This is a genomic window from Streptomyces sp. NPDC059895 (assembly GCF_042731035.1).
In the GTDB taxonomy this organism is placed as follows: Bacteria; Actinomycetota; Actinomycetes; order Streptomycetales; family Streptomycetaceae; genus Streptomyces.
Genome location: NZ_JBHWKO010000061.1, coordinates 12,807 through 35,700, shown reverse-complemented (window position 1 = coordinate 35,700; position 22,894 = coordinate 12,807). Strand labels below are relative to the sequence as shown.

Annotated in this window: 24 protein-coding genes; 14 read left to right on the top strand and 10 right to left on the bottom strand. The window is 73.9% G+C overall.

From position 1 onward, the window contains the following. The first annotated feature begins 420 nt into the window (after window positions 1–420). The 6 genes from ACFV9M_RS37840 (at window position 421) to ACFV9M_RS37815 (ending at window position 5,679) form a co-directional block, all read left to right on the top strand. Window positions 421–813 (top strand): STAS domain-containing protein, encoded by a 393-nt coding sequence (locus tag ACFV9M_RS37840; protein ID WP_385075786.1) that lies wholly within the window; start codon window positions 421–423, stop codon window positions 811–813. A gap of 352 nt (window positions 814–1,165) precedes the next feature. Continuing rightward, window positions 1,166–2,065, top strand: coding sequence for an STAS domain-containing protein (locus tag ACFV9M_RS37835; RefSeq protein ID WP_385075789.1), 900 nt, complete (start codon window positions 1,166–1,168; stop codon window positions 2,063–2,065). Beyond that, a complete protein-coding gene (locus tag ACFV9M_RS37830) occupies window positions 2,062–2,478 on the top strand; it encodes an STAS domain-containing protein (RefSeq protein ID WP_385075790.1) in 417 nt (138 codons plus the stop codon). Before ACFV9M_RS37835 ends, ACFV9M_RS37830 begins: the two co-directional genes overlap by 4 nt. Continuing rightward, complete coding sequence (locus ACFV9M_RS37825) at window positions 2,475–2,918, top strand: anti-sigma regulatory factor (protein ID WP_385075792.1); 444 nt, start codon at window positions 2,475–2,477, stop codon at window positions 2,916–2,918. Before ACFV9M_RS37830 ends, ACFV9M_RS37825 begins: the two co-directional genes overlap by 4 nt. Continuing rightward, window positions 2,918–3,961 (top strand): ATP-binding SpoIIE family protein phosphatase, encoded by a 1,044-nt coding sequence (locus ACFV9M_RS37820; RefSeq protein WP_385075794.1) that lies wholly within the window; start codon window positions 2,918–2,920, stop codon window positions 3,959–3,961. Before ACFV9M_RS37825 ends, ACFV9M_RS37820 begins: the two co-directional genes overlap by 1 nt. Beyond that, a complete protein-coding gene (locus ACFV9M_RS37815) occupies window positions 3,958–5,679 on the top strand; it encodes a PP2C family protein-serine/threonine phosphatase (protein WP_385075797.1) in 1,722 nt (573 codons plus the stop codon). The genes ACFV9M_RS37820 and ACFV9M_RS37815 overlap by 4 nt, the downstream gene beginning before the upstream one ends. A 12-nt stretch (window positions 5,680–5,691) precedes the next feature. Here the strand turns inward: ACFV9M_RS37815 and ACFV9M_RS37810 are convergent, their stop codons facing one another. Beyond that, window positions 5,692–6,165 (bottom strand): MarR family winged helix-turn-helix transcriptional regulator, encoded by a 474-nt coding sequence (locus ACFV9M_RS37810; RefSeq protein WP_385075800.1) that lies wholly within the window; start codon window positions 6,163–6,165, stop codon window positions 5,692–5,694. A gap of 282 nt (window positions 6,166–6,447) precedes the next feature. Here ACFV9M_RS37810 and ACFV9M_RS37805 point away from each other — a divergent pair, with 282 nt between their 5' ends. Further along, window positions 6,448–7,827: an NAD(P)/FAD-dependent oxidoreductase gene (locus ACFV9M_RS37805; RefSeq protein WP_385075803.1), complete on the top strand. Its 1,380-nt coding sequence runs from the start codon at window positions 6,448–6,450 to the stop codon at window positions 7,825–7,827. 202 nt (window positions 7,828–8,029) lie between these two features. After that, a complete protein-coding gene (locus ACFV9M_RS37800) occupies window positions 8,030–10,240 on the top strand; it encodes an FUSC family protein (RefSeq protein ID WP_385075806.1) in 2,211 nt (736 codons plus the stop codon). A 46-nt stretch (window positions 10,241–10,286) separates the two neighbouring features. On the opposite strand, the gene ACFV9M_RS37795 is transcribed toward ACFV9M_RS37800, so the two are convergent. The 5 genes from ACFV9M_RS37795 to ACFV9M_RS37775 all read right to left on the bottom strand — a co-directional run bounded on the left by ACFV9M_RS37795 (window position 10,287) and on the right by ACFV9M_RS37775 (window position 13,673). Then, window positions 10,287–10,718 (bottom strand): hypothetical protein, encoded by a 432-nt coding sequence (locus tag ACFV9M_RS37795; RefSeq protein WP_385075809.1) that lies wholly within the window; start codon window positions 10,716–10,718, stop codon window positions 10,287–10,289. Between the two features lie 28 nt (window positions 10,719–10,746). Then, a complete protein-coding gene (locus ACFV9M_RS37790) occupies window positions 10,747–11,586 on the bottom strand; it encodes a DUF1206 domain-containing protein (protein ID WP_385075812.1) in 840 nt (279 codons plus the stop codon). Window positions 11,587–11,696: 110 nt separating this feature from the next. Then, entirely contained in the window at window positions 11,697–11,939 is a 243-nt protein-coding gene (locus ACFV9M_RS37785) for a DUF5133 domain-containing protein (RefSeq protein ID WP_385075814.1), read from the bottom strand. 56 nt (window positions 11,940–11,995) lie between these two features. Beyond that, window positions 11,996–12,832 (bottom strand): SigB/SigF/SigG family RNA polymerase sigma factor, encoded by an 837-nt coding sequence (locus ACFV9M_RS37780; RefSeq protein WP_385075817.1) that lies wholly within the window; start codon window positions 12,830–12,832, stop codon window positions 11,996–11,998. Window positions 12,833–13,226: 394 nt separating this feature from the next. Next, window positions 13,227–13,673, bottom strand: coding sequence for an ATP-binding protein (locus ACFV9M_RS37775; protein ID WP_385075820.1), 447 nt, complete (start codon window positions 13,671–13,673; stop codon window positions 13,227–13,229). A 308-nt stretch (window positions 13,674–13,981) separates the two neighbouring features. Between ACFV9M_RS37775 and ACFV9M_RS37770 the strand changes: the two genes are divergently transcribed. The 3 genes from ACFV9M_RS37770 (at window position 13,982) to ACFV9M_RS37760 (ending at window position 16,554) form a co-directional block, all read left to right on the top strand. After that, entirely contained in the window at window positions 13,982–14,203 is a 222-nt protein-coding gene (locus ACFV9M_RS37770) for a hypothetical protein (protein ID WP_385075823.1), read from the top strand. A 70-nt stretch (window positions 14,204–14,273) separates the two neighbouring features. Then, complete coding sequence (locus ACFV9M_RS37765; protein WP_385075826.1) at window positions 14,274–15,752, top strand: aminotransferase class I/II-fold pyridoxal phosphate-dependent enzyme; 1,479 nt, start codon at window positions 14,274–14,276, stop codon at window positions 15,750–15,752. A 343-nt stretch (window positions 15,753–16,095) separates the two neighbouring features. Further along, complete coding sequence (locus ACFV9M_RS37760) at window positions 16,096–16,554, top strand: cyclic nucleotide-binding domain-containing protein (RefSeq protein ID WP_385075828.1); 459 nt, start codon at window positions 16,096–16,098, stop codon at window positions 16,552–16,554. 36 nt (window positions 16,555–16,590) lie between these two features. On the opposite strand, the gene ACFV9M_RS37755 is transcribed toward ACFV9M_RS37760, so the two are convergent. Further along, on the bottom strand, window positions 16,591–17,952 hold the full coding sequence (locus ACFV9M_RS37755; RefSeq protein ID WP_385075866.1) for an MFS transporter: 1,362 nt from the start codon (window positions 17,950–17,952) through the stop codon (window positions 16,591–16,593). A 205-nt stretch (window positions 17,953–18,157) separates the two neighbouring features. Further along, the gene (locus ACFV9M_RS37750) at window positions 18,158–18,772 is read right to left on the bottom strand and encodes a LysE/ArgO family amino acid transporter (protein ID WP_385075830.1); all 615 of its coding nucleotides are present in this window, start codon (window positions 18,770–18,772) and stop codon (window positions 18,158–18,160) included. 69 nt (window positions 18,773–18,841) lie between these two features. Between ACFV9M_RS37750 and ACFV9M_RS37745 the strand changes: the two genes are divergently transcribed. Both ACFV9M_RS37745 and ACFV9M_RS37740 read left to right on the top strand, forming a co-directional pair. Beyond that, window positions 18,842–19,741, top strand: coding sequence for a LysR family transcriptional regulator ArgP (locus ACFV9M_RS37745; RefSeq protein ID WP_385075832.1), 900 nt, complete (start codon window positions 18,842–18,844; stop codon window positions 19,739–19,741). Window positions 19,742–19,940: 199 nt separating this feature from the next. Beyond that, window positions 19,941–20,189 carry a WhiB family transcriptional regulator gene (locus ACFV9M_RS37740; RefSeq protein ID WP_385075835.1) on the top strand — a complete coding sequence of 83 codons (249 nt, stop codon included), beginning with the start codon at window positions 19,941–19,943 and terminating at the stop codon, window positions 20,187–20,189. Between the two features lie 229 nt (window positions 20,190–20,418). On the opposite strand, the gene ACFV9M_RS37735 is transcribed toward ACFV9M_RS37740, so the two are convergent. Next, window positions 20,419–20,868, bottom strand: coding sequence for a DUF6098 family protein (locus ACFV9M_RS37735; RefSeq protein ID WP_385075838.1), 450 nt, complete (start codon window positions 20,866–20,868; stop codon window positions 20,419–20,421). An 89-nt stretch (window positions 20,869–20,957) separates the two neighbouring features. Continuing rightward, window positions 20,958–22,289, bottom strand: a complete 1,332-nt coding sequence (locus tag ACFV9M_RS37730) for a M1 family metallopeptidase (protein ID WP_385075869.1) — start codon at window positions 22,287–22,289, stop codon at window positions 20,958–20,960. A gap of 235 nt (window positions 22,290–22,524) precedes the next feature. Between ACFV9M_RS37730 and ACFV9M_RS37725 the strand changes: the two genes are divergently transcribed. After that, window positions 22,525–22,872, top strand: coding sequence for a DUF488 domain-containing protein (locus ACFV9M_RS37725; protein WP_385075840.1), 348 nt, complete (start codon window positions 22,525–22,527; stop codon window positions 22,870–22,872). Window positions 22,873–22,894 lie beyond the last annotated feature (22 nt).

Sequence of the window (22,894 nt, the reverse complement as noted above, 5' to 3'; positions counted from 1 at the left end):
CGACCTGCTCCATCGTCAACGCGTCAGCACACAGTCGTATCAACGACCACCTGATACACCCCGTCACGCCAGATGCGGTTGCAGTACTAGGGCGCGAGGTGGGGGCCGCTCGCGTGCCGGGCGTGGGCGGGCGGCCCGGCAGTGCGGCGGGCCCGCGTGCCGGGCGTCGCGAGGCGGGCGGGGCTGTGCGGACGGAGGCCGGGGCGGGTTCCTCCGGGTCGCCTTCGGAGCAGGTGCATGCGAGGGCGGTTCGGGGGTATCCGCTCCGGCGCGGTGCCAGGTAGAGATCCGCAGGTGAGGGGGGGGGAAGCGACACCGGTCGTATGGCCGGTGGGGCGTCCCGCCTCCATCCGTTCTCGCGTCGCACCGCAGTCGCCCGCCGGGCCGTACGGCCCGGACCGTCAGTTTTCGGAGGTACTCGTGTCCATCGCCCAGAACCCGCTGTCCGTCGAGGTCACCCTGCCCCGCGACGACGTGGCCCTGGTCACGGTCGAGGGCCATCTGGACCTCGACACCGCGACCGAGTTCCAGGCCCATCTGGCCAACCAGCTCCATCACGGCCGCCGGCACTTCCTCCTGGATCTGTCGGAGGTGCCGTTCATGGACTCGTCCGGTATGAACATCATTCTGCGGGTGTATCAGGAGGCGCGGGAGCTGCCCGGCACCGTGCACGTGATCAATCCCACGCCCGCGGTGCGCCGGGTGCTGGACCTCACCGGGGTCAGCCTCACCGTGCCGGTGTCCGAGAAGGTCGACGACGCCCTGGCGCTCATCGACCGTCCGCAGGCCGCCCCGGGTGACGAGGAGGCCTGACCGGCCGGCCGCCGCACGCCGCGAACCCGAAGGTGAGCGGCGCCCGACGGCCCTCCGGCGGCCGACAGTTGTCGTTTGACAACCATAGGCGTGAGGCAACAGAGTGGGCGGACCACTGACCTGGCCGAACTCCCGTGAGGGGCACAGCCGTTGGGAAGGCGGCCGCCCGGCCGTCGAACACGCGTCGCCCCTTCGGGCACGTGTCACGGCGGCCGCCGCACGAGCGGGTTGCCGGGCCGGAGCGGGGTGTCGTACGCGATCGGCCCGCGGTTAGGGTTGTCGCCCGGCAAGAGTCACGTCCCCCGCCGTGCGCGGTGGGCGCGGCGGCAGGAAGCAGATGAGGAGTGAGGCAGTGCCGGAGCACGAAGCGGCCGCACCGAACGGAACACCGGCCGGCGAGATCGGGGCCTTCCTGAGCCGCCGCCGGGAGCAGATCGCCCAGCGGTGGGCCGACGAACCCCTGTTCCGCACCGTGTACACGGTCTCGCGCGAGGAGGCGGTGGAGGCGGGCCGGAGCGTGGTGGACGCCCTCGCCCAGGTCGCCCGCGCCGGCCGGGTCGAGGACTCCGACAGTCCGGGGTTCGGCAGCGTGCGCGAGCAGTTGGCGCGCCTGACGGCCGCCCGGGCCCGCGACGGCCGGACCACCGCCCAGGTGTGCGGCGAGGTGGACGCCCTGCGCGTCCCCGCCGTGAGCCTCCTGGCCGCCGACCTGCCGGACGCCACGCCGGAGCACCTCAGGGACTGCACCACCGCCTTGACCGTCCTCATGGGCACGCTGCGGGTGGTGGTGATGGAGACCGCGCTGACCGAGGCGCGGGCGCTCAGCGACCGGCAGCAGTTGCAGATGCTGGAGGTCGCCACGCCCGTGATCCGGCTGTGGGACGGCATCGTCGCCGTCCCGCTCATCGGCACACTGGACAGCGCGCGCAGCCAGGTGGTGATGGAGACGCTGCTGGAGGCGGTCGTCGACCAGCAGGCGCGCTTCGCGATCCTGGACATCACCGGAGTGCCGACGGTCGACTCGCTGGTCGCGCAGCACCTGATGAAGACGGTGGCCGCGGTACGGCTGATGGGCGCGGAGTGCGTCGTCTCCGGCATCCGGCCGGCGATCGCCCAGACCATCGTGCACCTCGGTCTGGACCTGGGCACCGTCATCACCCGGGCCGGCCTGGCCGACGCCCTGTCGTACGCCCTGAACGGGCTCGGCGCCGACATCGTGCACGCGACGCCCGGTGGTGCGGGTCCACGGTGAACGACCACTTCTCCCCCGCCGGCGCGACGCCCGTGCCGGTGCTCAGGCTGGGCGACGTCCTGCTGGTCACGCTGCAGGGGGACCTGTACGACGGCACCGCGGAACAGCTCCAGCAGGACATCGTGGAGGCGATCGCCGGCAGCCGGGTGACCGGCGTGGTGATCGACATCTCGGGAGTGGAGATCGTCGACTCCTTCCTCGGGCGGGTGCTGGCCGAGATCGCGGCGAACGCCCGGCTGCTGGCCGCCCAGACCGTCGTCGCCGGCATGCGGCCCGCGGTCGCCCTCACCCTGGTGGAGCTGGGACTGACGCTCCCCGGGCTGCGGACCGCGCTGAGCACGGAGGCGGCCCTGGAACTCCTCGGGCTGGAAGGCTCGTCCGTGCCGCGCGGCCCCCGCCGGGAGCCCCGGTGAGCGGGACCGCCGCGGGCATCGAGGCCCGCCTGCCGATCCGCACGGAGAGGGACCTGGTGTGGGTGCGGCAGCATGTGCGGCAGGCCGCCGCCGCGCTCGGCTTCAGCCTGGTCGAACAGACGAAGCTGGTCACGGCGGCCAGCGAACTGGCCCGCAACACGCTGGTCTACGGCGGCGGCGGCGAGGTGGACACGTCGCCCGTCGCCGACGGGCACCACCGGGGACTGCGGCTGGTCTTCTCCGACGACGGTCCGGGCATCGCCGACCTGGAGCAGGCGCTGAGCGACGGCTACACCTCCGGCGACGGGCTGGGCATGGGTCTGGGCGGCGCACGGCGGCTGGTGCACGAGTTCGCCATCGACAGCACGCCCGGCGTCGGTACGACGGTCACGGTGACCTCGTGGGCGGCCCGCCCGCCCCGGCCGCGTGAGGAGTTCTGATGCCGCGCGTGTGGGACGTCCCGGTGCACGACCCGACGCGGGTGCGCGACGCGCGTGTGGCCGCGGAGGAGGCCGCGTCGCTCGTGGGCCTCGACGAGTCGCGCGCGGCGGCCGCCGCGCTGGTGGCGACGGAGCTGGCCACCAACCTCCTCAAGCACGCCGGCGGCGGCCGGCTGCTCGTGGACACGGTCGCCCCGCCGAGCGGACACGGCGGGGCCGTCGTCCAGATAACCGCCGTGGACCACGGGCCGGGCATGGCCGACGTACCGGCCGCGCTCGGCGACGGGTTCTCCACGGCCGGCTCCCTGGGGGCCGGGCTGGGCACCTGCCGGCGGGTGGCCGACGACTTCCACCTGCACAGCGTCCCCGGACGCGGCACGGTGGCACTGGCCCGCGTCGGCGCGGCCGCGCCGGCGGACGCCGGGGGGCCCCTGCCCGTGCGGGCCGGTGGGGTGAACGTGCCGTTCGCCGGTGCCGAGTTCTCCGGGGACGCCTGGACGTGGGTGCGCGCCCACGACCGGTACACCCTCATGCTGGCCGACGGTCTGGGGCACGGCCCCGAGGCGGCCCGAGCCTCGACCGCCGCGGTCGAGGAACTGCGCCGCTCGGCCCACCTCGGCCCCGCGGAGGTGCTGCGCCGCCTCGACGGCGCGCTGCGCGGCACGCGGGGCGCGGCGGTCGCGCTGGCCCAGCTCGACGTACGGACCGGACGGCTGCGGTGCGCCGGGATCGGGAACGTGGGGGCACGGCTGCGCGAGGGCGACTCCTGGCGCCATCTGCTCTCCCGGCCCGGCATAGTGGGCGTCCACCGCCCGGCCTCGCTGACCGAGACCGAGGCCGAGTGGGCCGCGGACCGCCTGCTGGTGCTGCACAGCGACGGTCTGCCCAGCCGCTGGGTGCCGCCGTCCGACCCACGCCTGCCGGCCGCCGACCCGGCGGTGACCGCCGCGGTGATCCTGCGCGACGCCAGCAGCCCCGCCCGCCCGGTGCGTGACGACACCGCCGTGGCCGTCCTGTCCCCGACCCCGGCGGACCGCCCATGATGCGTACCTGGCAGATCACCTCCGTCACCGACGCGGCGCGCGCCCGGATCGCCGCCGCGCGCCTGGCCGCCGCGTTCGGCGTCGCCCCCCTGGAGCGGACGCGGCTGGCGACGGCGCTCAGCGGACGTCTGCGCCAGTGTCTGACCAAGGGCGGCACCTGGCGGCTCACCCTGGAGACGGCCGACGGGCTGCTGCGGGCCGAGGTCACCCCCGCCCTCGCCGCCGGCGAACCGCCGTGGCGGATCGCCGTGGACTGCCCCGAACCCGCGGACGCCACCGTGTGGGCCTTGGTCGCCGACGACCCGGGAGTCCTCGCCGAGGCCCTGCTCGGCGCCGACGAGGACACCGGGCTCGTCCTGGACAGGCTCGCCGAGCAGGAGGAGCTGGTCGCCTTCCACCGGGAGGAGCTGCACCAGACCAACCAGGGAGTCCTGGCGCTGCACGCCGAGCTGGACGCGGCCGGACGGGCCCAGCGCGAGGCGTTCGCGGCGGAGCGGGCGGCCCGGCAGGAGGCGGAGAGCGCCCGGCGCCGGCTGACGTTCCTGGCCGACGCCAGCGCGGTGCTGACGGCCTCCCTCAACCACGAGGAGATCGTGCGCCGGCTGCCCGAACTTCTGGTGCCCGAGTACGCGGGCACGGTCGACGTCTGGCTCTTCGAGGACGGGGACGACGACCGCCACCCCGCGGTCCCGCACCCGGGGGCCGCCGTGATCGCCGCCCGCACCGGACGGCCCCAGTACGCGGCCGATCACCCCGGCGGTCTGTCCGGCGTGGACGACCAGCCGCCCTCGGCGCTGCATCCCCGGCGGCCGCTGCTGTGCGTGCCGCTGCCGACGCGGCGCGCCCCGCTGGGCGTGCTGACCCTCACGCCGCCCGGCGAGCGCTGGGACCCCGACGACGCCGTCATGCTGATCGAGCTGACCCGGCGGGCCAGCATCGCGCTCGACAACGCGCGGCGCTACGAGCACAACCGGGACATCGCCGAGACGCTCCAGCGCGCCCTGCTCACCGAGCTGCCGACCACGCCGGGACTGCGGCTGGCGGCCCGCTACCTGCCCGCGACGTACGGGCTGAACATCGGCGGCGACTGGTACGACGCGTTCCGGCAGCCCGACGGCAGCCTGATCACCGTGATCGGCGACGTGACCGGGCACGGGCTGCACGCGGCGGTGATGATGAGCCAGCTGCGCACCGCGCTGCGGGCGTACGCCGTGGACGGGGGCAGCCCGGGTGTGCTGCTGACCCGGCTGCACACCTTCCTGCACCACCTCCAGCCCGATCTGTACGCGACGGCCGTCATCGCCCGCTTCCAGCCGGGCGAACCGGTCCTGACGTGGGCGGCCGCCGGGCATCCGCCGCCGGTGCTGCGCGACCCGGACGGGCGGGTGCGCATCCTGGACGCCAAGCCGGGGGCGATGCTCGGCATCCCGCTGCGGCAGGAGATCGCCGACCACACGGTCCCCCTGGCACCGGGCTCGACCCTGGCCCTGTACACGGACGGCCTGGTCGAGCGGCGCGCCCACGGCATAGACCCGGGCATCGCCCGGCTCGCGGCGGCGCTCGGCGCGTTCCGCACCGAGGAGCTGGACGCGGACCTGGACGCGTCGGCCGAGCGCATCCTGGACCCGATGCTCAGCGACTCCGAGCGCGACGACGACGTCTGCCTGCTGCTGAGCCACATCGACAGCCGGACGGCGTCGGTGACCGTGGGGTCCTGAGGCCCGGCCCGGTCAGGCGTCCCTCCCTTCGGCGTCGGCCTGCCGGAAGGCGAAGAGCCCGTGCTCCAGGGCGGTGCGCTGCGCCGCCGTCATGCCCTCGAACACGGCCGCCAGCCGGCGTACCCGCCGGTCGGTGACGTCGGCGAGGACACGCCGGCCGTAGGCGGTCAGCACGAGCTGCACCTCGCGCCGGTTGCGTGGCTGCACGGTCCGCTCCAGCAGCCCGGCCGCCTCCAGCCGGTCGCACAGGCGGCTCGCGGTGGGCAGACCGATGCCCAGGTGCTCGGCGAGGCCGGTCAGATTGAGTTCCGGACTGCGCCGCACCGTTCTGAGAGCGAGCAGCTGCCGGTCGGGCAGCCGGGGCGCGGTCTCCTCGGCCGCCGCGCGCCAGCACGCCACCAGGCTCTCCACCGCGTCGACGACCCGCCGGGCCTCCGCTTCCCGGTTCTCCCCCCGGCTTCCCTCGGAGCCCTCCGCGCACCCCACGCCGCTATCCTCCGGCCGCCGCACTTGTCATGTACGTCGGGCTACCCGAAGGGCCCGGGCGTACACAGGTCCGTTGACGGGTACGTCGGTGGCTTCGGAAGAAACGTTCGTCTGCGTGTGCCGCCAGGCTGTTCGTCTGCATGCGCCGCCCGGCTGGCGGAACCCCTCCGGTCGGGATGGGATCGACGGGATCGGCACCGACGGGACCGATCAGGTGCGAAGGGGCCGTCCGGCGGGCACGCGCATGGCGTCGAGGCAGACCGCCCGGAGCCGCAGAAAGGGATGGACATCGTGACACGACCCAGGATCCTGGTGGTGGGTGCGGGCTTCGCGGGGGTGGAGTGCGTGCGACGCCTGGAGCGCAGGCTCGCCCCCGACGAGGCCGACGTCACTCTGGTGACACCGTTCAGCTACCAGCTCTATCTGCCGCTGCTGCCGCAGGTCGCCTCCGGCGTGCTGACGCCCCAGTCGATCGCCCTCTCGCTGCGCCGCAGCAGCAAGTACCGCACCCGGATCATCCCGGGCGGCGCCATCGGCGTGGACCTGAAGTCGAAGGTCTGCGTCATCCGGACCATCACCGACCAGATCGTCGACGAGCCGTACGACTACATCGTGCTGGCTCCCGGCAGTGTCACCCGGACCTTCGACATCCCCGGGCTGACGGATCACGCCTTCGGGATGAAGACGCTCGCGGAGGCCGCCTACGTCCGCGACCACGTGATCACCCAACTCGACCTCGCCGACGCCAGCCAGAACCCCGCCGAACGGGCCGCGCGGCTGCAGTTCGTGGTCGTCGGCGGCGGCTACGCGGGCACCGAGACCGCCGCCTGCCTGCAACTGCTCACGCACAACGCGATCAAGCGCTACCCCCGGCTGGACCCGGGCCTGATCAAGTGGCACCTCATCGACATCGCCCCGAAGCTGATGCCGGAGCTGGGCGACCGGCTCGGCCGCAGCGCCCGGGAGGTGCTGCGCCGGCGCGGGATCGACATCTCGCTGGGGACGTCCATCGCCAAGGCCGGGCCCGAGGAGGTCACCTTCACGGACGGGCGGGTGATCCCCACCCGCACGCTGATCTGGACCGCCGGTGTCGTGGCCAGCCCGCTCATCGCCACCCTCGGCGCGGAGACCGTCCGCGGGCGCCTGGCCGTCACCTCCGAGATGTGCCTGCCGGGCCACGACGGGGTGTTCGCGCTCGGGGACGCCGCCGCGGTGCCCGACGAGGCCAAGGGCGAGGCGGGCGCGGTCTGCCCGCCCACCGCGCAGCACGCCATGCGGCAGGGCAGGGCCGTCGCCGACAACGTCATCGGGACGCTGCGGGGCCAGGGGATGAAGCCGTACGTGCACAAGGACCTCGGCCTGGTCGTCGACCTCGGCGGCACCGACGCGGTCTCCAAGCCGCTCGGCATCGAGCTGCGGGGGCTGCCCGCTCAGGTGGTCGCCCGCGGGTACCACTGGAGCGCGCTGCGCACGGGCGTCGCCAAGGCGCGTGTGCTGACGAACTGGACGCTCAACGCGATCGCGGGCGACGATTTCGTCCGCACCGGCTTCCAGGCGCGCCGGCCCGCCAAGCTGAAGGACTTCGAGTACACCGACAGCTACCTCACGCCGGAGCAGGTGCGGGAACACGTGGAGGGCACGCGGCCGCCCGGGGACGGGTGAGTCCGGGCGGGTGCGGGTGGCACCGGGGTACTCCGATAGGTTCGGTGGGGTCGTGAGTCCGCGGGTCCGCGGATCGGCGGACCCGCGGGTCCGGAGACTCCGGTGTTCTCCGGGTGTGTGAGAGCCATCGGCCGTCAGGCGGGTGGGACGAGGCGGGAGAGAGTACGGCGGCGTGAAGGCGGCACGGTCGGTCGGGACGAGGGTGTGGGATCGGATCCTGGCGTCCGATCCGGGGCTGCTACGGCTCGCGGCCGGGCTGCGGACGGTCGGCGCGATCACGCTGACGCTGGCCGTGCTCTCCGCGCTGGGCGCGGACGTGACGCACCTGGTCGCGGGCGCCATCGCCGCCATGGTCGCCACGTTCGCCATCCGGGAGAAGCAGCGCGGCGCCCAGGCCGTCACCCTGGCACTGGGCCTGCCCGTGGCGCTCGCCTCGGTCTCCCTGGCGGCGCTGCTCAGCTCCCGGGTGCTGGCGGGCGACGTCTTCTTCGTCGTCCTCATCTTCTGCGCCGTCTACGGCCGCCGGTTCGGCGACCGGGGCACCGCGCTCGGCCTGATCGGCTTCCAGGTGTACTTCATGTCCCTGTTCGTCGGGGCCACCGGGGCGACCCTGCCCGGCCTGTGCGGGACGATCGTCGTCGCTTTCGGATGCAGCGCGGTGGCGCGGTTCGGGCTGGTGCCGCAGACGCCGGCGGGAGTCCTCGCGCGGCTGCGGCACGCCTTCCGGGCGCGGCTGGCGCAGTTGCTGGACGCGCACCTGGACCTGCTCGACGCGGGTCCCGACGACGTGGAGAAGGTGCTGGCGCAGGTGCGCGAGGGCACCGCCCGGCTGCACGAGACGGCCATGATGATCCAGAGCCGGCTGGAGGAGGGCACCCCGGACGAGACCACCGCCCGGCTGGTGCAGCGCCGCGTCGCCGACGCGGAGATCGCCGCCGAACGGCTCGGCCTGCTGTTGCTCACGGCACGCAGCGCCGAGCGGACGCACACCCTGACGCTGCACCTGCCCGGCGCGCCGTTCCCCGCGAGCGGGCGGCTGCCGGTGCGGGACGAGGCGACCGACGTGCTCCGCCGCGACCTGGGGGCGCTGCGCCTGCTGGTACGGCATCCCGTCGCCGACGGCACCGGTCTGGCGCAGGTGCGCAACCGGCTGCTCGGCTACCGGGACGAGGAGAACCTGCCGGTCGCGTCCCCGGCCGTGCAGGACGTCTTCCGGGGCGTCGGCGAGGCGGCCCGGGCCGTGCTCGGCCTGCGGATCGCGCTCGACGGGCCGCAGGACGAGTCCGACGACAGCCCCGAGACGGCCCGCTCCCGCGAGGAACTGGACGCCGAGGACGCGGCCATCGCCGGGGAGGACGCCGAGGCGGAGGCGGCGGAGGCCACGGGGCTGCGGAGGCCGACGACCCGGGCGGCCGTGCAGGTCGCCGTCGGCTCCTCCCTGGCCATCGTCGGCGGCGAGCTGCTGTCGACGAACCGCTGGTACTGGGCGGTGCTGACCTGCTGGATCGTGTTCATCAACACGGCCTCGACCGGGGAGATCCTGGTCAAGGGCTACCGGCGGCTCCTGGGGACCGTGCTGGGCGTGATCGCGGGCATCGGGCTCGCGGCAGCCGTGGGCCACCACACCATGACGGCGTTCGCGGTGGTGCTGGTGTGCGTGTTCGCCATGTTCTACACGGCGCCGCTGTCGTACACCCTCATGTCGTTCTTCGTCACCGCGGCGCTCGGGGTGCTGTACACGCTGCTGCACACCTACAGCCTGTCGGTGCTGGTGCTGCGGGTGGAGGAGACGGCGCTGGGGGTGGTCTGCGGGGTGGTGGCGGCCGCGCTGGTGCTGCCGGTGCACACCGACCGGCGGACGAACGAGCTGCTCACGACGGTGCTGGAGCGGCTGGCCGACGTCACCGAGGGCGCCGTCGACCAGCTCAGCGGGGGTCCTCCGGTCGATCTGCTGGACCGGGCCCGCGACCTGGACCAGGCGCTGGCCGACCTCCGGGCGGCCACGAAACCGCTGACCCATCCGGTCACCCCGCTGCGGACCCGCCGGGACACCGCACGGTACGTCGTCGCCCTGCTGGAGACCTGCGCCTACCACGCCCGGTCGCTCGCGGCGACGGCCGAGCTGCTGCCCACCCACCCGTCCATCGCCGCGGACCCGCGGCTGCGCACGGCCGGGCGGCGCAACCTGGACAACATCCGCACGCTCGCGGCGCACGTCGCGGAGCGGGGCGGCACCGCCGAGGTGCGCACCGGACCGAGCATCGCCGCCCTGCTGGAGCCCGGCGGGCCCGCGACGCCCCGCTACGGCCGGGTCACCGACCGGGTCCTGCGGCATCTGCAACGCCTGGACGAGGCCGTGGTCGGCCTGGCCCGGCCGCTGGGCGTCCCGGTGTCCCGACCGCCGCAGCGGTGAGCGGGACCCTCCGGGCCGTTGGACGCGGCCCGGGCGGGCCCGGGCGTCAGAAGTCCGTGGGCATGCCGCTGGCGGCGGCGATCCCGCGCAGTTCCTCGGTGTCGCTCTGACGCCGGCGGATACAGCCGGCGATCTCGGCGAGACGCTCCGGGTCGGACGCGGTGACGGCGTCGGTGACGACCCGCACCGGTCCGGTCCCGTCGACGTGGATCTCCACGAGTTGATTGTCCAGCCGGCCGGTGACGGCGGTGGCGATGACCAGGGCGGCCTCGTCACGGATCTCCTGCGGCAGATCCTCGGTGTCCCGCGGGTCCAACGCGAAGTCGAGACTCTCGGGGGCTTGTTCGTCCAGGGCGCGCAACGCGGGCGCGACGACCTTGAGCAGCATCGCGTAGTCCTCGCTGTCCATGCGGACACGGAGGAGGTCGAGGTACATGTCCACGGGTCGTCCGTCCGGCGGGAACTCGGATTCGTTCATCTCCCCCGGGTTCCCCGGCAGCGGGACGTCAGACCTTCCGCCAGCGTGCCATGGCGAACGAGAAGAGACCGAAGAGCACCAGACCGGCCGCGACGCAGACCAGCAGCCCCGGCCCGGCCGGGGTGTCCGCGAAGGAGCGCAGCGTGTCGTCGAGCCCCTTGGCCTCGTCGGGCTCGTAGTCGATCGCGGCCCGTACGGCGAAGAAACCCGCGGCGGCGAACACCAGGCCGCGCGCCGCGCCGCCGGCCACGCCCGTGATGTCCACCAGCCGTCGCACGCCCGGCGACATCTGTCCCATCCGCATCTTGTCGCGGTAGGCGCGCATGACGGCGCGCCCGCCGATCCACAGCCCCGCGACGACGACGCCGACGGCGGCCGCGCCCACCAGCCACTGCCCCGCGGGCCACTCCAGCACGCGGGCCGTGACGTCGCGGGACTGCTCGTCACTGGAGCCGCCCCCGCTGCCCGAGCCGGCGGCGAACGCCAGGACGGAGTAGGCGACGAAGGAGTAGAAGACGCACCGGACGAGTGCCAGCAGCCGCTTCTTCGCCTTCCGCCCCTCGGGCCCGACCGAGCCGAAGACCAGCTCGGACAGGCGCCACAGCGCCATGCCGACCAGGCCGGCGCCCAGCGCCCACAGCAACACGGAGCCGAAGGGCTTGCCGGACAGTTCGGCGAGGGCGCCCTGGCGGTCGGCCTGCTGCCGCTCCTCGTGGCCGAAGGCGATCTGCAGGGCCAGCGCCCCCACCAACAGGTAGATCACGCCGCGTGCGGTCAGTCCCGCCTTGGCGGCCCACTTCGTGCCCGACCCCCGCGCCGCACGCTCGGCGCCCGCCCTGCCGTTGCGCGCCAGGACACTCGCGTTCATGCTCGACCTCCCCGGAAAGACTCGGAAGTCCGGATGCCCCGGCTCGGGCCCCGCACACGCGGGCGCCCCACCGCGGTGACGTACCGCGATGGGGCGCCCGGCCCGGCCTCTCACGCGTACACGTGGGGTCCGTCGTCGGTGTGCGGCCGCGTCGCCGCCTCCGCCTCGGCCGCCGCGGCGAGCCAGCGGCGGGCCGATTCCAGCGCGAGGGTGACGTCCCGCGTCCCGGTGGAGACGCACAGCGTGTAGGCGAGGTCCTGCGCCCGCGGGTTCGTCTCGGCCGGGCCGGTCGCCGTCACGGTCTCGTACTCGTCGACGAGCTTGCGCAGGACGGCCGGGTGGGGCATCAGCATCTGATGGACTCCTTGTCCGTGGCGGAGGGATGGGTGCGCGGGTCGCCGGTACGGGCTCAGCTCCGGCCGCCGTGGCGGCCGAGGGCCTCTTCCCGCACCTGGGCGCAGCTGCGGCTGATGAGGCGGGAGACGTGCATCTGGGAGATGCCCAGGCGGTCCGCGATGCGGCTCTGGGTCATGTCCTCGAAGAAGCGCATGTAGAGGATGGCCCGCTCGCGTTCCGGCAGGCGGCGCAGGCTCTCCTTGGCGGACTCGCGGTCGACCACGATGTCGTAGGAGGCGTCGGGGCCGCCCAGGGTGTCCGCGAGGCTGTAGCCGTCGTCGCCGGCGGGGAGTTCGGCGTCCAGCGACAGGGTGCTGAAGCTCTCCAGGGCCTCCAGGCCCGCGCCGACCTCGTCCTCGGTGAGCCCCGTGTGGGCGGCGATGTCGGCGACGGAGGGCTCGGGCGCGCCGGGGTTCTGGGCGAGCTCGCGGCGGGCCACGCGGACCTTGTTGCGCAGCTCCTGCACCCGGCGGGGGACGCGCAGCGCCCACATCCGGTCCCGGAAGTGCCGCTTGATCTCGCCGGTGATGGTCGGGACGGCGTAGCTCTCGAAGGCGCCGCGTTCCGGGTCGAAGCGGTCGACGGCCTTCACCAGGCCGAGCGCCGCCACCTGCCGGAGGTCCTCGAGGGACTCGCCCCGGTCGCGGAACCGTCCGGCGATCCGGTGGGCCATGGGCAGCCAGGCCGTGACGATCTCGTCGCGCACGGCGTCCCGCTCGGGTCCGTCCTCGAGGGAGGTGAGGCGGACGAAGAGACGGGCGGTGTCGGGAGCGTCGTCATGGGGTCGGCGTGACTGCGCGGTGGTCGCGGCAGGCGTAGCGGGTCGGCTTGTCGACATGTCGATGAGCATGCGGTATCGCTCCTGAACGGTCGTTTCAGGGTCTGACCACGGGAGGGTCGCTGTCGTCCGGGGCATACGGAGCGCCCCGGAGCAGCTCTGCCGCTCCCGTTGACGCGCCTCCGGTCCGAAGCACGAACCTCCGTCTGCCCTGCCCCCGGAGGAACAAACTCCGCAGACCGGTAAGCGGTTCGGATCGGGTTCGCAGGCCGTCGGGGCAAGGCCGGGCCACGCAACGACGGACCAGGCAACGACGGACCAGGCAAGGGCAAGGCCGGGCCAGGCAACGACAGACCAGACAACGGCACGGCGACACACCGGCCGCACCGGCCGGCCCCCGCGACCGACGATCGTTCCTCCGGCATGCCGCACGAGGCGCGTGCCCCCGGGCCGCCGTCCAGGCGGCTCAGTGCACGGGCACGACGGCGGTGATGCGTTTGCCGCCGGACGGGAGGTCGGACACCCGGACGTCCCTGGCCAGCCGGCAGACGATCGGCCAGCCGCGTCCGCCGACGCGGCGCCGCCCCTGTTCGTCGAGGGGGTCGGAGACGACGGGCAGGCGGTCGCTGCGGTCGCTGACGGACACCCGCACGGTCTGCCCGTCGACATCGACGTCGTAGCCGGTGACGCCGCCTCCGTGGAGGATGGCGTTGGTGGTCAGCTCGGAGGCGACGAGGAGGGCGTCGGAGAGGGCCTCCTCGTCGTACGGCCGGCCCGTGGTCCGGCAGCGTCCGGCGGCCGCGCGTCGTACGGCGGTGCGGACGTCCGACGGGCTGCACGACGACTGTCCGTCGCACCGGCGCGGGCCCTCCGGTGCGGACGCACCGCCGTGGGTGATGTGGTTGGCACGCATCCTTTCGCTCCCCTGTGCTTGCGCGGTGGTCGATGGTCCGGGTCCCTGCGTGTGCGCGGTGGTCGACGGCCCGAGGGACGGGCCTGTCGGACTGTCTGGCGCTGGGTCCCGGAGGACGTGAAGAGCCCTTCCGCCGACCGGGGTCGGCGGAGGCGGTCGGTGCTCGCCCGACTCCGCGGCCGCCGCGGCCCTCTCCCTGCCGGGCGGCGCGGCCTTCTTGGTCCGGCTGCCCATCCAGCGCCTTCCAAACCCGCCGTACGGCGTCCGGAACGGGTCATCGCGCCGCCCTTCGTGGGTACGCGGACTCCATGACGGATGTCGTGGACTCGGACGAACTGCTGCGTCGGATCCAGCGTGCCAGGGGCTGGGCGCGCGAGGAGGTGCGGACCTGGCGGTCCCGGAGCGAGGAACTCGGGCGGACCGACCCGGACGCGGCCCGCGACGCGCATGTGCGGGCCCTGTCCTACGAGGCGGTGCTCGATGTCATCGACGAGATCCTGACGCCGGGCCGCCGTCCCGTGGAGCCCTGACGCGAGGTGGTGGGCGGCGGAACGGCGGCCCGCCTCGATTGACGGCGGGGCTCCCGGGCACCCGATGCGCATGAGCGTCGATCACACCCGCGCACCCGTTCTGGAAGCCCTCGTCGACTACCACCGCCAGGGGCGGCTGGCGTTCTCGCCGCCGGGGCACAAGCAGGCCCGCGGCGCCGACCCCGACGTGCGGACCGTGCTGGGGGACGCGGTCTTCCTGGGTGACGTGCTGGCGTCGGGCGGGCTGGACGACCGCCTGACGCGGGGCCGGGTCCTGCAACGGGCCGAGAACCTCATGGCGGACGCGGTCCACGCCGACCACACGTTCTTCTCGACGTGCGGCAGTTCCCTGTCGGTCAAGGCCGCGATGCTGTCCGTGGCCGGTCCGCACGAGAAACTGCTGATCGGGCGGGACGCGCACAAGTCGGTGGTGTCGGGTCTGATCCTGTCCGGCATCGAGCCGGCCTGGGTCGAGCCGCGGTGGGACGCCGAGCGGCACCTGGCCCATCCGCCGTCCGCCGAGCAGTTCGAGAAGGCCTTCGAGATCCACCCCGACGCCAAGGGCGCCCTGGTCACCAGTCCGACGCCGTACGGCGCCTGCGCGGACCTGCGGGCCATCGCGGAGGTCTGCCACCGCCGTTCGGTCCCGCTCGTCGTGGACGAGGCATGGGGGGCGCATCTGCCCTTCCACCCGGCGCTGCCGTCGTGGGCGATGGACGCGGGCGCAGACATCTGCGTGACCAGCATCCACAAGATGGGCAGCGGCCTGGAGCAGGGCTCGGTCTTCCACCTCCAGGGCGACCTCGTCCCCAAGGAACTGCTGCAGACGCGCTCGGACCTGCTGAGCACCACCAGCCCCTCGTCCCTGCTGTACGCCGGGCTCGACGGCTGGCGGCGTCAGATGTGCCTGCACGGCGAGGAGCTGATGGGCGGGGCGCTGGAGCTGGCGGCCGAGGTGCGTGCCGCGATCGAGGAGATCGGCGGGATGCACGTCAACGACCGGGACGACTTCTGCGGTCCGGGGATGGCCGACGACTTCGACCCCCTGCCGGTCGTCATCGACGTCGAGGGTCTCGGCATCTCGGGGTTCCAGGCCGCCGACTGGCTGCACGCACACCGGTCCCTGGACATGCACCTGACCGACCACCGCCGCATCGGCGCCCAGATCACCCACGCCGACGACCGGGAGACGGTGGGCGAGCTGCTGGCCGCGCTCAAGGACCTCGCCCATGCCGTTCCGGACCTGGAGGCCGCGCCGAAGACGGAGGTGCCGGACCCGGCCGAGCTGCGACTGGCTCAGGCGCTGCTGCCGCGGGACGCGTTCTTCGGGCCGGCCGAGCACGTGCCGCTGTCCGAGGCGGCCGGCCGGGTCGCCGCCGAGATGATCACCCCGTACCCGCCCGGGATCCCCGCCGTGCTCCCCGGTGAACGGCTGACCGAGCCCGTGCTGAGGTACCTGCGGAGCGGCAAGGACGCGGGCATGAACCTGCCTGATCCGACCGATCCGGAGTTCCGGACGATCAGGGTCGTCGCCCGGGACGCGGAGTGAAACCGGTCACGTAACCCGCTTTCCGTTGCGCGGAACCTCCACGAATGGTTTACGGTTCATACACACGTGGTGCGGGGTCGAGGGCACTCCCCCGGACACCACCCCTGACCGCCCTGGCTGGCTTCCCCCGTCCAGCCAGGGCTTTTCCCTGTCCTCTCGCGGTCCTCTCAGGGCTCTCTCGCGGTCCCCTCGCGGCCTTCTCGCCGTTCTCGCGCCGCCGTCGCGGCGCGTTCCGTACGCCGAGGTGCCCGGGGCGTCCGCAACGGCTGAAATGGGTGGGAGGGGAACCCGGATCGCGCCGTCCGACGGATCCGGAACCCCATCCCGGCGAGGAGCCCGCGCCATGACCAAAGCGACGAAACTGCTGACCGCCCTCCCCCCGCCCCAGCGCCGGCGCCTGACGTCCCTCGCCCGGGAGGTGTCGTTCCCGGAGGACGCCCGGATCTTCGAGGCGGGCGGCACGGCCGACCGCTTCTGGGTCATCCGCTCCGGCGCCGTCTCGCTGACCCAGCAGGTCACCTCCGTGCAGCGGGTGACCGTCGCCGGTCTCGGCGCCGGTGACCTGCTCGGCTGGTCCTGGCTCTTCCCGCCGTACCAGTGGGACTTCGGCGCGGAGGCCTTCAGCCCGGTGCGCGCCTACGAGTTCGAGGCGCAGCCGGTGCTCAAGCTGTGCGAGGAGGATCCGGCGCTCGGGCTGTCGCTGGTACGGATCGTCGCCGAGATCCTCGCCCACCGGCTGGAGATGACCCGGGGGAAGCTGATGGAGCAGTACGGGACGCAGTACCGGCACCGGAGTTTCTAGGCCCGGCCAGGTGTCCCGTACCCGGACGCTCCGGCCTCAGATGCGGTAGCGGCGCAGCGCCGGTACCGCCGCGGCGAGGCCCAGCATCACGGCGACGACGAGCAGACCGCCGCCCGCGACGGCCGCGCGCGGGCCGAAGGCCGCGCCGGCGGTGCCGTGCAGCACGTCGGCCAGGCGCGGGCCGCCCGCGACGACGACGGTGAAGACGCCCTGCATCCGGCCGCGCATCTCGTCGGTGGCGGCGGAGAGCAGGATCGCCCCGCGGAAGACCATGGAGACCATGTCGGCGATCCCGGCGGCCGCGAGCAGGACGACGGCGAGCCACAGACTGCTGCTCAGCCCGACGCCCGTGATCGCCAGGCCCCAGGCGACGACCGCTCCGATGACCATCCAGCCGTGTCTGCGGGCCCGGGAGAAGGTGCCCGAGAAGAGTCCGCCCAGCACCGCGCCGATGGGTATCGCCGCGAACAGCAGGCCCAGGGCGAGGCCCTCGCCGTAGGGCGCGTAGGTCTCGGCGGCGAGTTGCGGGAACAGGGCGCGGGGCATGCCGAAGACCATGGCGATGACGTCGGCGAGGAAGGACAGCAGCAGGACCTTGTGGCGGGAGATGTAGCGGAAGCCCTCCACGATCTCCCGGATACCGGCGCGCCGGGCGGCCGAGCCGGCGAGCGGCGGCAGGGCGGGCAGCCGGAAGACCGCCCACAGCGTCACGCACAGGGCGACCGCGTCGAGGAGGTACAGCTCGGGCAGGCCGACGACGGGGATGAGGGCCCCGGCCAGCAGCGGTCCGGCGACCAGGCCGGTCTGCATGACGGTGGAGCCGAGGGCGTTGGCCGCGGCCAGCTCGTGGGCCGGCACCAGGCGGGCGATGGAGGCGTTGCGGGCGGGAGCGTTGAGGCCGAAGAACGCCTGTTGCGCGGCGAGCAGCACCATCAGCACCGCCACCGAGTCCAGTCCCACGAGGGCCTGGAGCCAGAACAGCACCGAGGTGACGGCGATGCCGGTGTTGGTGATCAGCAGCAGCCTGCGGCGGTCCATGGTGTCGGCGACCGCCCCGCCCCAGAGCGCGAAAACCACCATCGGCAGCAGGCCGGCGAGACTGGCGTAACCGACCCAGGCGGAGGACCCGGTGATGTCGTAGATCTGTTTGGGGACGGCGACGGCGGTGAGCTGGCTGCCGACGGCCGTGACGATCGTCGAGGACCACAGGCGGCGGTAGGCGGGCCGGCGCAGCGGGCGGGTGTCCATCGCCCAGCGACGCCAGCCGCTCCGGGCGCGCTCCCGCGTCCCCGGGTCGGCCCCGGTCCCGGCTTCGGCCCCGGCTCGGGTCTCGGCTCGGGTCCCGGCTTCGGCCCCGGCTCGGGTCCCGGCTTCGGTCCCCGCTCTGGTCCCGGCCACGGCGGCGGCCCCGGCCTTGGTCTCGGTCTCGGTCTCGGTCTCGGTCCCGCCTTCGGTCTCGGGCGGGGTGCCGCTTTCGCTGGTGTCCACGGACTTCCTGGTTGCTCGATACATCTTTCGTTGCGGGGATCACTATCGCAGCACTCACTGTGGCGATGCGTCCGTCATGGACAGACCGTCTCGCGATACGGACAGAACGAGGCCCTCAGGCTCTCACGACGAGCATGGCGCCGAGGGCGATCATCGTGGCCGCGACCAGGCCGTCCAGGACCCGCCAGGCGGCCGGGCGGGAGAGGTGCCGGCCGAGCAGCCGGGCACCGAAACCGAGCGCGGCGAACCAGCAGAGGCTGGCGACGGCGGCACCCAGCCCGAAGGTCCAGCGCAGCGGACCGCGGTCGGCGGCGACCGAGCCGAGCAGGAAGACGGTGTCGAGGTAGACGTGCGGGTTGAGCCAGGTCATCGCCAGGCAGGTGAGGACCGCCCGCCGGCGGGAGCCGGTCGCCTCGCCCTCCGCGCGCAGGGCGCCACCGGGCCTGAGCACCCGGCGGGCGGCGAGGGCGCCGTAGCAGAGCAGGAACGCGCCGCCGATCCAGGCGACGGCGGTCAGCGCACCCGGCCAGGCCGCCACGAGCGCGCCCACCCCGGCCACACCGAGCGTGATGAGGACGGCGTCGGACAGGGCGCAGATGCCGACGACGGCGAGGACGGCCTCCCGGCGGATGCCCTGGCGCAGGACGAAGGCGTTCTGGGCACCGATGGCGACGATCAGGGAGAGGCCGGTGCCGAATCCGGCGGCGGCGGCGGTGAGTGCGGGCGTCATGCCGTCCACGCTAGGGAGCCGATCACTACAGGTACAGCTAAAGATTCTTACGTATCATTAGCGCACGTGATGACAGATCTCCCCCTGGACCAGGTGCGCACCTTGCTCGCGGTGGTCGACGAGGGCACCTTCGACGCGGCGGCGGCCGCCCTGCACGTGACACCGTCGGCGGTCAGCCAGCGGGTCAAGGCGCTGGAGCAGCGCACGGGCCGGGTCCTGCTGCTGCGCACCAAGCCGGTGCGGCCGACGGAGTCCGGGGAGATCGTCGTGCGGTTCGCCCGCCAGTTGGCCCGGCTGGAACGCGACACGCGGTCCGAGCTGGGCATGAGCGGCGACGGCGAGCCGACCCGCGTGACGGTCGCCGTGAACGCGGACTCACTCGCCACCTGGTTCCTGCCCGCGCTGAGCCGGGTGCGGCAGGAGCCGCCGGTCTGTTTCGAACTGCACCGCGAGGACGAGACGCGTACGGCGGAGCTGCTCCGCGAGGGGCTGGTCATGGCCGCGGTGACGTCCTCGCCCGAGCCCGTGCCCGGGTGCTCGGTGCGCGCCCTGGGCCGGATGCGCTACCTGGCGGCCGCGAGCCCCGGGTTCGCCGCCCGGCACCTCGGGGACAGGCCCCTGCCCGAGGCCCTCGCCGAGGCGCCCGTGGTGACCTTCGACCGGAGCGACGAACTCCAGGACGGGTTCGTGCGCGGCCTGCGCCGCGCGGCCCCGGGCGCGAGCCCGGTCCGGCACGCCGTGCCGACCTCGGAGGGTTTCCTGGACGCCGTCGCCGCCGGACTCGGGTGGGGGATGGTCCCGCAGACGCAGAGCGGCCCCCTGCTGGCCGCCGGGCGCCTCGTCTCCCTCGCGCCCGACCGGCCCCTGGACATCCCCCTGTACTGGCAGCAGTGGAAGCTCGACTCGCCGGCGCTCGCGTCCGTCGCGGACGCCGTCGCGCAGACGGCGACGGAGGTGCTGCGCCGCTGAGCGTCCCCGGCCGTCCCGCCCACGCCACGCAGCGCCGGTCCGGCCCGCCCGCGCCGCCGGTCCAACCCGCCCCGTACGAACTCGGCGCACACGATACGCCCGACGCGGTTTCACCGCCCGTCGACCGGTGACCCGATCGGGAGCCGTTGACGGCAACCATCCGGAACAGCACGGACGACTCGGAACGCAGGTGACTTCGATGGACGACTGGCGAGAGCATGCCGCGTGCCGCGACGAGGACCCGGACCTCTTCTTTCCGATCGGTACCTCGGGCCCGGCCCTGCTCCAGACGGAACAGGCCAAGGCGGTGTGCCGGCGCTGCCCGGCACGGGAACCCTGCCTGGAGTGGGCGCTGGAGACGGACCAGACCCTCGGGGTCTGGGGCGGGACCAGCGAGACGGAACGCCGTGCCCTCAGGCGGCGCATCAAGGCGCGCCGCAGTTCCTGACGCGCCGCCGGCCCCGGCGGCCGGTGCGGATCAGCACTCCGGTGCCGACCCGCACCGGCCGCCGGGGTCGTACCGTCCCGCACGCGGCGGGCCATGACGTCGGCACCGCGCCGCAGGGTCGAGCACGTCCCCACGGGTGCCGTCCGCACCGCACCACGCCGCACGGCACCACGCCGCACGGCACCACGCCGCACGGCACCACGCCGCACGGCACCGCGGCGTTCCCTCCTCACCGGTGCGACCTGCGCAGCGGCCCCCACTGCGCCTCCTGCCGGGCCACCTCGGTCCGCGCCTCCTCGATCACCTCGGCGGCGATCCAGCACAGGGGCCGTACGTCGGCCACGAGGGGCTCGTTGTCGGGGCCCCGGCCCGTCTCCCGGCCGGTCAGGATCCAGGGGCGGACGCCGGGGCCCTTCTCGTGGGGCAGATGGGCGTAGTCGTGCAGGCGCCGGGCGACCCAGAGGGTGCGCGAGCGGCCCTCCCACCACTCCTCGACGTCGAGGGCGTTGGCGGACAGGCCGGGCATGTGCACGCCGGTGAGGTCGTCCCTGCTGGACACCGCACCGACGTCGGTCGCGGGGCCGCGCGACCAGCGCACGTACAACCCGGGTTCCCGCTCGATGAGGCCGGCCAGTTCGGCCAGGGTGTGTACGACCGGCAGGTCGTCCGACGGGCTCATGGCGTGACCTCCCTCGCCTCCCTCTTCGCCGTCAGGGCAACGGGGTACCCGCCCCGCCCGGGCGGAATCAGTCCCTCCTGCCACAGCCGTCAGGGCCGGCCGGGCTTCCCCGCGGTGTACAGCCAGGTCCTCAGCAGTGCGCTGAGCTCCTCCCCGGACTCCCGCTCCGCCAGCCGCTCGAACCGGGCGGTGGTGCCGTTGCCGTACCGGTGCGCGCCGGCCCAGGCGCGCAGGACGCGGAAGAAGTCCCGGTCGCCGACGGCGGTGCGCAGGGCGTGCAGGGCCATGGCGCCGCGGGCGTAGACGGGGGTGCCGAAGAGGTTCGCGCCGCTGCCGGGGTCGCCGGGCGGGAACGCCCACAGCTCGTCGCCCGCCAGGCGGGCGTACAGGGCGTCGAAGGCGGCCTGGGCGCTGTCGCCGCCGTGCTGCTCGGCGTGGAGCCACTCGGCGTAGGTGGCGAAGCCCTCGTTGAGCCAGATGTCCTTCCAGGAGGTGAGGGAGACGGAGTCGCCGAACCACTGGTGGGCGGTCTCGTGGACGAGGGTGCTCAGGTCGGGGGCGCGGTCGTACACGGGCCGGGTCTGGGTCTCCAGCGCGTATCCGGCCTGCGGGGCGTGGTCGACGATCGCCCCGGCCGCGCGGTACGGGTAGCGGCCGAACAGGCCGGCGCACCATTCCAGGACCGACGGCAGTTCGGCGAGGACGGGTGCCGCGGCGGTCACCTCGCGGGGGTCGACGGCGTTGTAGACCTCGATGCCGTCGCGGGTCGTGGACCGCTCGGTCCGGAACGTCCCGATGGTGGCGGTGGCGAGGTAGGAGGCCATGGGCTCCGTCTGACGCCAGCGGAAGGTCGTCCTGCCCTGTGCGGTGCGGCTGCCGAGGAGGACGCCGTTGGCGACCGCCGTGCGGCCCTCGGGGACGGTGAGGGTGAAGTCGTAGGAGGCCTTGTCCGTCGGGTGGTCGTTGACGGGGAACCAGGTCATGGCGCCCTGCGGCTGCGAGGCGACGAAGGCGCCGTCGTCGGTGGGGATCCAGCCGTCGAGGGAGCCGTCGGGGTCGGTGACCGGACCGGGGGTTCCGGAGTAGGTGACGGTGACGCGGAACCGCTCGTGCTTGCGCAGGGCGCGGGCCGGGGTGACGACGAGTTCCCGGCCGTCGCGCCGGTGCTCGGCCTTGACGTGGTCGACGGTGAGGCCGGTCACCTTCAGTCCGCGCAGGTCGAGGTCGAAGCGGGTGAGGCGCTGGGTGGCGCGGGCGGTGAGGACGGCGCGGCCGGTGAGGTGACGGGTGCCCGGGTCGTAGCCGAGGGTCAGGTCGTAGTGGTCGACGTCGTAGCCGCCGTTGCCGGCGAGCGGGAACAAGGGGTCGCCGACGCCGGAGGCGCCCACCGGTCCGGCCGACAGGGCGGGGTCGGCCGCCATGAGCAGCGCTGCCACGGTGACCGGCACGGTCGCGAGGAGGGCGGGGCGTCTGCGGAGGTGGGTCACGGGCGCTCCTTGGGGGGGGGTGGCGTGTGATCGATCCTGATCAGACTAGGCAGCGGCCGGTGCGGTTCGCCCCTCGATCAGGTCGGGGCCGGCCGTGTCGCCCACCGTTCGCGGGCAGCGCCGGCAGTACGCTCCCGGCACCGCCCGCCGCCTCGAGGAAGGTCCGCCCGTGAGCGTCCGCGTACGCCGTGTCCACGAACCCGCCGAGCCCGACGACGGGGTCCGCGTCCTGGTCGACCGGCTGTGGCCGCGGGGGCTGTCCAAGGAGGCGGCGCGGGTCGACGAGTGGCCCAAGGCCGTCACCCCGTCGACCGAGCTGCGCCGCTGGTACCACGCGGGCGAGGGCTCGTACGAGGAGTTCGCCCGCCGCTACGAGGCGGAACTGGCCGCCCCGGAGGCCGCGGGGGAACTCGAACGGGTCCGCGCGTTGACCCGTGAGGGGCCGGTGACGCTCCTGACCGCCGTGAAGGCTCCCGAGCACAGCCACGCGGCCGTGCTGGCGCGCCTGCTGGCGTGAGGGTTCGGCCCGTCTGCCGGGT

What these genes read in the sequence shown, in the direction of transcription:
- ACFV9M_RS37790 (WP_385075812.1), bottom strand. Translation starts at nt 11,586, where the DNA reads ATGAACGCGAGTGTCCTGGCGCGCAACGGCAGGGCGGGCGCCGAGCGT.
- ACFV9M_RS37765 (WP_385075826.1), top strand. Translation starts at nt 14,274, where the DNA reads ATGAGCGTCGATCACACCCGCGCACCCGTTCTGGAAGCCCTCGTCGAC.
- ACFV9M_RS37735 (WP_385075838.1), bottom strand. Translation starts at nt 20,868, where the DNA reads ATGAGCCCGTCGGACGACCTGCCGGTCGTACACACCCTGGCCGAACTG.
- ACFV9M_RS37745 (WP_385075832.1), top strand. Translation starts at nt 18,842, where the DNA reads ATGACAGATCTCCCCCTGGACCAGGTGCGCACCTTGCTCGCGGTGGTC.
- ACFV9M_RS37760 (WP_385075828.1), top strand. Translation starts at nt 16,096, where the DNA reads ATGACCAAAGCGACGAAACTGCTGACCGCCCTCCCCCCGCCCCAGCGC.
- ACFV9M_RS37780 (WP_385075817.1), bottom strand. Translation starts at nt 12,832, where the DNA reads ATGCTCATCGACATGTCGACAAGCCGACCCGCTACGCCTGCCGCGACC.
- ACFV9M_RS37795 (WP_385075809.1), bottom strand. Translation starts at nt 10,718, where the DNA reads ATGAACGAATCCGAGTTCCCGCCGGACGGACGACCCGTGGACATGTAC.
- ACFV9M_RS37775 (WP_385075820.1), bottom strand. Translation starts at nt 13,673, where the DNA reads ATGCGTGCCAACCACATCACCCACGGCGGTGCGTCCGCACCGGAGGGC.
- ACFV9M_RS37740 (WP_385075835.1), top strand. Translation starts at nt 19,941, where the DNA reads ATGGACGACTGGCGAGAGCATGCCGCGTGCCGCGACGAGGACCCGGAC.
- ACFV9M_RS37815 (WP_385075797.1), top strand. Translation starts at nt 3,958, where the DNA reads ATGATGCGTACCTGGCAGATCACCTCCGTCACCGACGCGGCGCGCGCC.
- ACFV9M_RS37785 (WP_385075814.1), bottom strand. Translation starts at nt 11,939, where the DNA reads ATGCTGATGCCCCACCCGGCCGTCCTGCGCAAGCTCGTCGACGAGTAC.
- ACFV9M_RS37730 (WP_385075869.1), bottom strand. Translation starts at nt 22,289, where the DNA reads ATGGCGGCCGACCCCGCCCTGTCGGCCGGACCGGTGGGCGCCTCCGGC.
- ACFV9M_RS37805 (WP_385075803.1), top strand. Translation starts at nt 6,448, where the DNA reads ATGGACATCGTGACACGACCCAGGATCCTGGTGGTGGGTGCGGGCTTC.
- ACFV9M_RS37820 (WP_385075794.1), top strand. Translation starts at nt 2,918, where the DNA reads ATGCCGCGCGTGTGGGACGTCCCGGTGCACGACCCGACGCGGGTGCGC.
- ACFV9M_RS37770 (WP_385075823.1), top strand. Translation starts at nt 13,982, where the DNA reads ATGACGGATGTCGTGGACTCGGACGAACTGCTGCGTCGGATCCAGCGT.
- ACFV9M_RS37750 (WP_385075830.1), bottom strand. Translation starts at nt 18,772, where the DNA reads ATGACGCCCGCACTCACCGCCGCCGCCGCCGGATTCGGCACCGGCCTC.